The 10,016-nt window shown below is 64.2% G+C and carries 7 protein-coding genes; 5 read left to right on the top strand and 2 right to left on the bottom strand.

Going from position 1 to position 10,016, the window contains the following annotated elements:
* Positions 1 to 169: 169 nt before the first annotated feature.
* Positions 170 to 712 (bottom strand): acyloxyacyl hydrolase, encoded by a 543-nt coding sequence (locus ACLB1G_RS24395; protein ID WP_491629847.1) that lies wholly within the window; start codon positions 710 to 712, stop codon positions 170 to 172.
* Between the two features lie 102 nt (positions 713 to 814).
* Here ACLB1G_RS24395 and ACLB1G_RS24390 point away from each other — a divergent pair, with 102 nt between their 5' ends.
* Entirely contained in the window at positions 815 to 1,708 is an 894-nt protein-coding gene (locus ACLB1G_RS24390) for an NAD(P)-dependent oxidoreductase (protein ID WP_491629846.1), read from the top strand.
* On the opposite strand, the gene ACLB1G_RS24385 is transcribed toward ACLB1G_RS24390, so the two are convergent.
* Entirely contained in the window at positions 1,705 to 2,901 is a 1,197-nt protein-coding gene (locus ACLB1G_RS24385) for a M20 aminoacylase family protein (protein WP_491629845.1), read from the bottom strand. The two genes, ACLB1G_RS24390 and ACLB1G_RS24385, sit on opposite strands and share 4 nt — an antisense overlap.
* 170 nt (positions 2,902 to 3,071) lie before the next feature.
* Here ACLB1G_RS24385 and ACLB1G_RS24380 point away from each other — a divergent pair, with 170 nt between their 5' ends.
* The 4 genes from ACLB1G_RS24380 to ACLB1G_RS24365 all read left to right on the top strand — a co-directional run bounded on the left by ACLB1G_RS24380 (position 3,072) and on the right by ACLB1G_RS24365 (position 9,931).
* Positions 3,072 to 5,150, top strand: coding sequence for a molybdopterin-containing oxidoreductase family protein (locus tag ACLB1G_RS24380; protein ID WP_491629844.1), 2,079 nt, complete (start codon positions 3,072 to 3,074; stop codon positions 5,148 to 5,150).
* A 9-nt stretch (positions 5,151 to 5,159) separates the two neighbouring features.
* Positions 5,160 to 6,341, top strand: a complete 1,182-nt coding sequence (locus tag ACLB1G_RS24375) for an aminopeptidase (protein ID WP_491629843.1) — start codon at positions 5,160 to 5,162, stop codon at positions 6,339 to 6,341.
* A 195-nt stretch (positions 6,342 to 6,536) separates the two neighbouring features.
* Positions 6,537 to 8,225, top strand: coding sequence for a long-chain-fatty-acid--CoA ligase (locus ACLB1G_RS24370; RefSeq protein WP_491629842.1), 1,689 nt, complete (start codon positions 6,537 to 6,539; stop codon positions 8,223 to 8,225).
* 35 nt (positions 8,226 to 8,260) lie between these two features.
* On the top strand, positions 8,261 to 9,931 hold the full coding sequence (locus ACLB1G_RS24365; RefSeq protein WP_491629841.1) for a long-chain fatty acid--CoA ligase: 1,671 nt from the start codon (positions 8,261 to 8,263) through the stop codon (positions 9,929 to 9,931).
* Positions 9,932 to 10,016 lie beyond the last annotated feature (85 nt).

Below are 10,016 nucleotides of genomic sequence, written 5' to 3'. Positions count from 1 at the left end.
ACAGGACCGTGAAACGACTCTGCGCCGATGATAGTGCTGCAACCAGTGTGAAAGTAGGTTATCGTCAGGCTAGTTATATGAAAAAGCCCCTTCAGGTGATCCTGTCGGGGCTTTTCTGCGTTTGTACTCTTCAAAAAAAACGCTGCCGTAGCAGCGTTTTTGTGTGATTTTAGAAGCGGTAGCCAGCTTTAACTACAAAGTAGTTCACGCCGGTGTTGGGCTTCTTGTAGCCGCCATTGGAGAAATGCTGGATCTTGGCGCCCAGTTCCCAGTTGTTGTCGAACACATAGCCGATACCGATGTGGTCGCCGAACTGGAAGTGGGTGGACAGGCGGTAGGTGTCGTTGTCGTAGAGGTCAGACAGGTAGTGGGCGCCGATGCCGCCCTCGTAGTAGATGCCCTTCTTGGTGTCGTTCTGGAAGCGGAACACCGGGGTGAAGCCCACATCCCACAGGTTCTTGTCGTTGCCCGAAATGTTGCGGTACTGCTTCTGCTGCCAGAAGCCGATGCTGCCTTCCCAGTAGCCGCTCAGGTGGGTGCCGTTCGACTGGAACCAGCGCACATCCCAATCCTTCTGCACGTCCAGGCGCGTCATGCGTACCTTGGCGGCGCTGCCGTAATCGACCGACACGGAGTCGACCAGTTGTTGAGCGTACGCCCCTTGGGTGGCCAGCAGCGCTACTGCGGCTGCCATTATCTTTTTCGTGAACATAGTATCCTTGCGATTAAAAGCGGTATCAATATGTATACGGCTGGCGGAATTGTACCGGGGTTCCGGAAATAATTCCGACGCCACCTCTTCCAAGGAGCAGTATTGTCTACTCGAATCACTTTCCTCGGTATCGGCTTGATGGGGGAACCCATGGTACGCCGCCTGCTGGCCGCCGGCCATTCCGTTACGGTCTGGAACCGCACCCATGCCAAGATGGCGCCGCTGGCGGCGGCCGGCGCCACGGCCCAGGAGCAACTGGCTGACGCCGTGCGCGATGCGCCCCTCGTTATCTCCATGCTGGCCGATGGTCCCACGGTGGACCAGGTCATGCAAAGCGCCTTGCCGGCGCTGGCGCCGGGTGCGCTGTGGGTGGACATGAGTTCGACCCGCCAGTCGGAAGCGCAGGACTTCGACGCACGCCTGCAGGCTGTCGGCCGGCGCTTCATCGATGCGCCGGTGTCCGGCGGCGTGGGCGGCGCGGCGGCCGGCACCCTGGCCATCATGGCGGGCGGCAGCGCGCAGGATTTCGCCGAAGCGGAGCCGGTGCTGGCCGCCATGGGCCGCGCCACCCTGGTGGGCCCGGCCGGCAGCGGCCAGGTCGCCAAGCTGTGCAACCAGCTGATCGTGGGCGCCACCATCAACGTGGTGGCCGAGGCCATGCTGCTGGCGCAGGCGGCCGGCGCCGATCCGGCCGCGATGCGGGCCGCCATACGCGGCGGTTTCGCGGAGTCGAAGATATTGGAAGTGCACGGCCAGCGCATGCTGGACCGTAATTTTGTCGCCGGCGGCAAGGTGGCGACGCAACTGAAGGACCAGCGCAACATCCTGGCGGCGGCAAAGGCGGCCGGAATTGCCCTGCCGCTGACGGAACTGGTGACGCAGCGCTACGAGATGCTGGCGGAGACCATCCCGCAGGCCGATCACGCGGCCGGCCTGATCGGCCTGGAACAGCTTAACCCCGGGCAGCGCGTGGGCACGGCGCCCGACCAACTCTAGGCGCCGGGCGGCAGCGCCTTTTCCACCAGCCGCACCCAGAAGCTGGCGCCCACCGGCAGCAGGTTGTCGTTGAAGTCGTAGCTGCCATTGTGCAGCACGCAGGGGCCGAGGCCGTGGCCGCCTTCGCGGTGGTCGCCCTCGCCATTGCCGATGAAGATGTAGCAGCCCGGCTTTTCCTGCAGGAAGAAGGCGAAATCCTCGGCGCCCATGGTGGGTTCGACCTGGTCGTTGACCTGTTCGGGGCCGACCAGTTCCTTCATGACTGCCACCGCGAACGCCGTTTCTTTCGCATGATTGATGAGGGGCGGATAATTGCGGCGGAACTTGAATTCCACCTCGGCGCCGAAGGCTGCCGCCGTGTATTTGGCGATCTCGCCCATGCGCTGCTCGATCTGGTCCAGCACGGCGGTGGTGAAGGTGCGCACGGTGCCGACCAGGGTGGCGTCGTCCGGGATCACGTTGGTGGCGCTGCCGGCGTGGATCTGGGTGATGGACAGCACGGCCGTGTCCAGCGGGCTCTTGTTGCGTGTGATGATGGTTTGCCAGCTTTGCGCCAACTGCACCGCCACCATGACCGGGTCTATGCCCTTGTGCGGCTGGGCCGCATGGGCGCCCTTGCCCTTGATGGTGACATAGAACTCATTACTGGACGCCATCATCGGTCCTGCCACCACGTTCAGGCTGCCGGCCGGCAGGCCGGGCCAGTTGTGCATGCCGTAGATGGCGTCCATCGGGCATTGCTCGAACAGGCCATCCTCTATCATGCGGCGCGCGCCGGCGCCGCCTTCCTCGGCCGGCTGGAACACAAGATAGACGGTGCCGTCGAAATGGCGGTTGTGGGCCAGATGGTGGGCCGCCCCCAGCAGCATGGCGGTGTGGCCGTCGTGGCCGCAGGCGTGCATCTTGCCGGCGTGGCGGGAGGCGTGGGCAAAGGTGTTGACCTCCTGCATGGGCAGGGCGTCCATGTCGGCGCGCAGGCCGATGGCGCGCTGCGAGCTGCCGTTCTTGATGATGCCGACCACGCCGGTCTGGCCCAGGCCGCGTATCACGGGGATGCCCCACTCCGCCAGCTTGGCGGCCACCACGTCGGAAGTGCGCTGCTCCTCGTAGCACAGCTCGGGATGGGCATGGATGTCGCGCCGTATCTGCTGCAGCTCGGATTGAAATGCAATGATGGGATCGACGAGTTTCATGTGCTTCTCCAGGATCGGGTGCGCGCCATCTCTCATTTTGTAAAATCGACAATGGCGACAGGAGCGACCATTGTAGCCCTTGTATCAAGAGGAAATCCAGAGCCCGCTACAGCAGAGCTGGAATGGTTTACGATACCGTTTTCAGCATAAGCTTTTTTGGATTTCAGATCATGACTACGACACAAGTGCGCGCCGCCTGTCCGCACGATTGCCCCGATACCTGCGCCCTGCTGGTCACGGTGGAAGACGGCGTCGCCACTGCCGTCAAGGGCGATCCGGACCATCCCACCACGGCCGGCGTACTGTGCACCAAGGTGGCCCGCTACACCGAGCGCACCTACCACCCGGACCGGCTGCTGTACCCGCTGCGCCGGGTCGGTAAAAAAGGCGAGGGCAAGTTCGAGCGCATCAGCTGGGACGAGGCGCTGGACGCCATCGCAGGCAGACTCACAGCGATAGCGTCGCGCGCCCCGGAAGCCATCCTGCCCTACAGCTACTGCGGCACCATGGGGCTGCTGCAGGGCGAGTCCATGTCGCTGCGCTTCTTCCACAAGCTGGGCGCCTCGCTGCTGGACCGCACCATCTGCGCCACGGCCGGCTTCACCGGCTACAAGTACACCATAGGCGCCACCGTGGGCACCGACCTGGAACAGTTCCAGGACGCCAAACTGATCCTGATCTGGGGCGGCAATCCCATCGCTTCCAACCTGCATTTCTGGACCCGCGCCATGGAGGCCAAGCGCAAGGGCGCGAGGCTGATCGCCATCGATCCCTACCGCTCGCTGACGGCCGAGAAGTGCCACCAGCACATCGCCCTGCTGCCCGGCACCGACGCCGCGCTGGCGCTGGGCATGATGCACGTGCTGATCGCGGAAGACTTGCTGGACCATGACTACATCGCCCGCTACACGCTGGGCTACGAGCAGCTGAAACAGCGCGCGGCGGAATGGACGCCCGAGCGCACTGCCGCCACCTGCGGCATCAGCGTGGAAGAAGTGCTGCAGCTGGCGCGCCTGTACGGCGGCATGGCCAAGGCCGGCGAGCCGGTGGCGATACGCACCAACTACGGCGTGCAGCGCGTGCGCGGCGGCGGCATGGCGGTGCGTAACATCACCTGCCTGCCGGCCCTGGTGGGCGCCTGGCGCCATGCGGCCGGCGGCGTGCAGCTGTCCTCGTCCGGCTCGTTCCCGACCAACAAGCCGGCCTTGCAGCGGCCCGACCTGCTGCCCAACGCGCCGCGCACCATCAACATGACCACCATAGGCGACGACCTGCTGCGCCCGGCCTCGGCGCAATTCGGCCCGCAGGTCGAGGCGGTCATAGTCTACAACGCCAACCCGCTGGCCATCGCTCCCGATTCAGCCAAGGTGGCGGCCGGCTTTGCGCGCGAGGATTTGTTTACCGTGGTGCTGGAGCACTTCCAGACCGACACCGTGGACTACGCCGACATCGTGCTGCCTGCCACCACCCAGCTGGAACATGTGGACGCCCACACTTCGTATGGCCATCTGTACATGATGGCCAATAACGCCGCCATCGCCCCCATGGGCGAGGCCAAGCCCAATACCGAGATCTTCCGCCTGCTGGCGGCGCGCATGGGATTCGACGCCCCCTGCTTCCGCGAGAGCGACGATGAGCTGGCGGCGCAAGCCTTCCACAAAGGCGACGCGCGCGCCGTGCACTTCGACTGGGATGCGCTGAAGCAGAAGGGCTGGCAAAAGCTCAACATGCCGGCCGCGCCGTTTGCCCAGGGCGGCTTCCCTACGCCGTCCGGCAAGTGCGAGTTCTATTCCGAGACCATGGCGCGCGACGGCCTCGATCCGCTGCCGGCCTATATTCCTCCTTACGAATCGGCGGCCAGCAACCCGGAACTGGCGGCGCGTTATCCGCTGGCCATGATCTCTCCGCCGCAGCGCAACTTCCTCAACTCCACCTTTGTCAATGTGGCCAGCTTGCGCGCCACCGAGGGCGAGCCCCACCTCGATATCCATCCCGCCGACTGCGCGGCGCGCGGCATCGCGGACGGCGACATGGTGCGTATCTACAACGATCGCGGCTCGTTTGTGGCCAAGGCGCGCGTGACCGATAAAGCCCGGCCCGGCCTGGTGGTGGGCCTCTCGGTATGGTGGAAAAAACTCGCTTCCGATGGCAAGAACGCCAACGAAGTGACCAGCCAGCGCCTCACCGACATGGGCCGTGCGCCGACTTTTTACGATACACTGGTACAAGTCGAAAGAGTCGCTGCTTGAAGGTAATTTATGCGCAAGTTTGCCCGCCGAGTCCTACGCGCCAGATACTGGCTGGCGGCGGGAGCGGTCGCCCTGATGCTGGCGGGCTGCGCGCAATTGCGCTACTACATGCAAGCTGCACAGGGCCAGTACTCGCTGTGGTCGGATACCCGCCCCATCGATGACTGGCTGGGCGATCCCAAGACCGATCCGCAGCTGCGCGCGCGGCTGGAAAAGGCGCAGCTGATACGCAAGTTCGCCGTCAATGAACTGGGCCTGCCGGACAACGCCAGCTACAAGAACTACGCGGCCTTGAAGCGTCCCTTCGTGCTGTGGAACGTGGTGGCCACGCCGGAGCTGTCGCTGCGTCCCATCCAGTGGTGCTTCCCGATTGCCGGCTGCGTCAGCTACCGTGGCTACTACGACAAGGAAGACGCCATGGCCTACGCGGCCGAACTGCGCGCCGAGGGCAACGACGTGCAGGTGGGCGGGGTGCCGGCCTATTCCACCCTGGGCTGGTTCAGCGATCCGCTGCTGTCGACCTTCATCAATTATTCCGACGCCGAACTGGCCAAGATGGTGTTCCACGAACTGGCCCACCAGGTGGTGTATGTGCAGGGCGATTCGCAGTTCAACGAAGGCTTCGCCACGGCCGTGGAGGAAGCCGGCGTGGCGCGCTGGATGGACCTGTATGGCAACGAGGCCATGCGCGAGGCCTATGCCCGCTACACGGCGCGCCGCCAGGATTTCCTGGCGCTGCTGGTCAAGCACCGCAAGGCCCTGGCCACCCTGTACGCCAGCAAGACCAGCGACAAGCACAAGCGCGAACAAAAGGCCCGCATATTTGCCCAGCTCAAGGCCGACTATGTGAAGCTGAAGGAGGAAAGCTGGGGCGGCTATTCCGGCTACGACCGCTGGTTTGCCGAACCGCTCACCAACGCCCACTTGAGCGCGGTGGGCACCTACAATGACTACCTGCCGGCCTTCCGCGCCATGCTGGCCGAGGAAAAGACCTTTCCGCGCTTCTATGCTGCGGTGCGCAAGCTGTCCGCCATGCCGCTGGCGCAGCGCCAGCAGGAGCTGCAGGACCTGAACCGCACGGCCCTGGCCGCAGCCGCCGCACGGGCGGCCGAGGCGGCGCTGCAGGCGGCCCAGGTGGCGGCGCAAGCCGCCATGGCAGCCCAGGCGGCCGGCCCGACCGCGCCGGATTGATGTTGCAATGCAATAAGCGTGCCCGCCTAGAGTGCTTGTTCCAATATGGGCGAAAGCGCTTGCACGCGGGTCGGCCCGCCGATAGCATCGCACGGAGGCTGCGCTTGTTTGCGCGCATCACACGCCTCCGCACGCCACCCGCCGGCACTGTGCGCCGTAACCTACAACGATAATATTCGAGACAAGAGGCACAGGATGGACAAAATCTGGTTGAAGTCGTATCCGCCCAATGTACCCGCCGAGATCGATCCCGACCGGTACGGGTCGCTGGTGCAATTGCTGGAAGAGTCGTTCCACAAGTTCGCCGACCGCAAGGCCTATGTGTGCATGGACAAATTCCTCACCTATGCCGAGGTCGATGCCGCCTCGCGCCGCCTGGGCGCCTGGCTGCAAAGCCGCGGCATGAAGCCGGGCGCGCGCGTGGCCGTCATGATGCCCAATGTGCTGCAGTACCCGATCGCGCTGGCCGCCATCCTGCGCGCCGGCTATGTGGTGGTCAACGTCAACCCGCTGTACACCCCGCGCGAGCTGGAGCACCAGCTCAAGGACGCCGGCGCCGAAGCCATCATCGTGCTGGAAAACTTTGCCGCCACCCTGGAGCAAGTGCTGGGCAAGACCCCGGTCAAGCACATCGTGGTGGCCAGCATGGGCGAGATGCTGGGCCTGAAGGGTGTGCTGGTCAATTTCGTGGTGCGCAGCGTGAAAAAACTGGTGCCGGCCTACTCGCTGCCCAACGCGGTGCGCTTCAAGGATGCGCTGTCCTACGGCGGCCGCATGAAGCTCACGCCCGTGGCGGTCAAATCCACCGATCCGGCCTTCCTGCAGTACACGGGCGGCACCACCGGCGTGTCCAAGGGCGCCACCCTGTCGCACCGCAACGTGATTGCCAATGTGCTGCAGACCGAGGCCTGGTCGGCGCCGGCCGTCGGCCTGGGCGATGGCGAACAGCTGGTGTTCGTGTGCGCGCTGCCGCTGTACCACATCTTCGCGCTGACGGTGTGCGCCATGTGGGGCACGCGCATCGGCGCGCTCAATGTGCTGATCCCGAATCCGCGCGACATCCCCGGCTTCATCAAGGAACTGGCCAAGTACCGCTTCAATGTTTTGCCCGCCGTCAATACGCTGTACAACGCCCTGGTCAATCATCCTGATTTCGGACACCTGGATTTCTCCAGCCTGAAAATCTGCCTGGGCGGCGGCATGGCGGTGCAGCAGGCCGTCAACGACAAGTGGCTGAAGGCGACCGGGGTCGGCATCATCGAAGGCTATGGGCTGTCGGAGACGGCGCCGGTGGCGTCCTGCAACCTGTCCAACGGCACTGCGTTTTCCGGCACCATAGGCTTGCCGATACCGTCCACCGACATGACGATACTGGACGACGACGGCCAGCCGGTGCCGCTGGGCACGGCCGGCGAGATCGCCATCCGCGGCCCGCAGGTGATGAGCGGCTACTGGAACCGTCCGGACGAAACGGCCAAGGTGATGACGGCCGACGGCTACTTCAAATCGGGCGACGTGGGCGTGATGGATGCGCAGGGCTTCGTCAAGATCGTGGACCGCAAGAAGGACATGATCCTGGTGTCCGGTTTTAACGTGTATCCGAACGAGCTGGAGGCGGTGATCGCGGCCCATCCCGGCGTGCTGGAATGCGCCGTGGTCGGGGTGCCGGACGAGCACTCGGGCGAGGCCGTGAAAGCGTATGTGGTGCGCAAGGACCCAGGCCTGGCCCAGGATGCGCTGATGGCCTACTGCAAGGAACAGCTGACCGGCTACAAGCGCCCGAGATACATCGAGTTCCGCGACGAACTCCCGAAAACCAATGTGGGCAAGATCCTGCGCCGCGTGCTGCGCGACGAGGAAAGCGCCCAGAAACAGGCGGCCTGAGCGCCGCCCAAGATAGATCAGATGAGGCAAGAAAGATGGACAAAGTTTGGCTGAAGTCGTACCCCGAAGGCGTACCGGCGGAGATCGATAGCACGCAGTACCGCTCGGTGACGCATTTGCTGGAAGACTCCTTCCGCAAATATGCCGACCGCAATGCCTTCGTCTGCATGGACAAGTTCCTGACGTACGCCGAGCTGGACCGCATGTCGCAGCAGGTCGGGGCCTGGCTGCAAAGCCGCGGCCTGCAGCCGGGGGCGCGCGTCGCCATCATGATGCCCAATGTGCTGCAGTATCCGGTGGTGATGGCGGCCGCGCTGCGCGCCGGCTACACGGTGGTCAACGTCAATCCGCTGTACACCCCGCGCGAGCTGCAGCACCAGCTGGCGGACTCGGGCGCCGAAGCCATTTTCGTGCTGGAGAACTTTGCCACCACGGTGGAGCAGGTGCTGGCCCAGACCCCGGTCAAGCACGTGGTGGTGGCCTCCATGGGCGACCTGCTGGGCGGGCTGAAAGGCATGATCGTCAACCTGGTGGTACGCAAGGTCAAGAAGATGGTGCCGGCCTTCTCGCTGCCCGGATCGTTCACCTTCAAGCAGGTGCTGGCGGCCGGCGCCGCGCTCACGCTGCAGCCGGTCAAGCAGGGGCATGACGACATCGCCTTCCTGCAGTACACGGGCGGCACCACGGGCGTGTCCAAGGGCGCCATCCTGCTGCACCGTAACGTGATCGCCAACGTGCTGCAGAATGAAGCCTGGCTGCAGATGAAGCCGCAGACGGAGCAGATCGTGTTCGTGTGCGCGCTGCCGCTGTACCACATCTATTCGCTGACCATCAGCGCCTTCATGGGCATGCGCATGGGCGGGTTGAACCTGCTGATTCCGAATCCGCGCGACATCCCCGGCTTCGTCAAGGAGCTGGCCAAGTACCGGGTCAAGGTATTCCCGGCCGTGAACACGCTGTACAACGCGCTGCTGAACAACCCCGATTTCGCCAAGCTGGACTTTTCCAGCTACTCGGTCTGCAACGGCGGCGGCATGGCGGTGCAGCAGGCCGTGGCCGACCGCTGGCTGAAGCTGACCGGCACCCCGATCATCGAAGGCTACGGCCTGTCCGAGACCTCGCCGGTGGCAACCGCCAACCGGGTGGACATCAAGGAATTCACCGGCACCATCGGCCTGCCGATACCGTCCACCGAAGTGCAGATCCTGGATGACGACGGCAAGCCGCTGCCATTCGGCTCGGCCGGCGAGATCGCCATCCGCGGCCCGCAGGTGATGGCCGGCTACTGGAACCGTCCGGACGAGACGGCCAAGTCCATGACGGCCGACGGCTTCTTCAAGACCGGCGACGTGGGCATCATGAACGAGCAGGGCTACACCCGCATCGTGGACCGCAAGAAGGACATGATCATCGTGTCCGGCTTCAATGTGTATCCAAACGAGGTGGAAGGCGTGGTGGCCGCGCATCCGGGCGTGCTGGAAGTGGCCTGCATCGGCGTGCCAGACAAGAACTCGGGCGAGGCCGTGAAGCTGTTCGTGGTGCGCAAGGATCCCAATCTGACGGCCGAGCAGATCCTGGACTACTGCAAGCACGAGCTGACCGCCTACAAGAAACCGAAATACATCGAATTCCGCGACGAACTGCCGAAAACCAACGTCGGCAAAATCCTGCGCCGCCAGCTGCGCGACGAAAAACAAGCGGCCTAAAAAATCCAAACTCCGGCGTTACACCCGGTGACATGTCTACACCCGGCACCCGGGGCACCCGGGCACCCGGTGTCGGCACCCGGTG

This window comes from Duganella kummerowiae (assembly GCF_053572355.1).
The sequence above is the reverse complement of the archived record's forward strand: the minus strand, read 5'-3'. Positions and strand labels throughout refer to the sequence as shown.

Excerpts from the sequence above, each read along its gene's own strand:
- ACLB1G_RS24395 (WP_491629847.1), bottom strand. The coding sequence starts at position 712 with ATGTTCACGAAAAAGATAATGGCAGCCGCAGTAGCGCTGCTGGCCACC.
- ACLB1G_RS24385 (WP_491629845.1), bottom strand. The coding sequence starts at position 2,901 with ATGAAACTCGTCGATCCCATCATTGCATTTCAATCCGAGCTGCAGCAG.
- ACLB1G_RS24380 (WP_491629844.1), top strand. The coding sequence starts at position 3,072 with ATGACTACGACACAAGTGCGCGCCGCCTGTCCGCACGATTGCCCCGAT.
- ACLB1G_RS24375 (WP_491629843.1), top strand. The coding sequence starts at position 5,160 with ATGCGCAAGTTTGCCCGCCGAGTCCTACGCGCCAGATACTGGCTGGCG.
- ACLB1G_RS24370 (WP_491629842.1), top strand. The coding sequence starts at position 6,537 with ATGGACAAAATCTGGTTGAAGTCGTATCCGCCCAATGTACCCGCCGAG.
- ACLB1G_RS24365 (WP_491629841.1), top strand. The coding sequence starts at position 8,261 with ATGGACAAAGTTTGGCTGAAGTCGTACCCCGAAGGCGTACCGGCGGAG.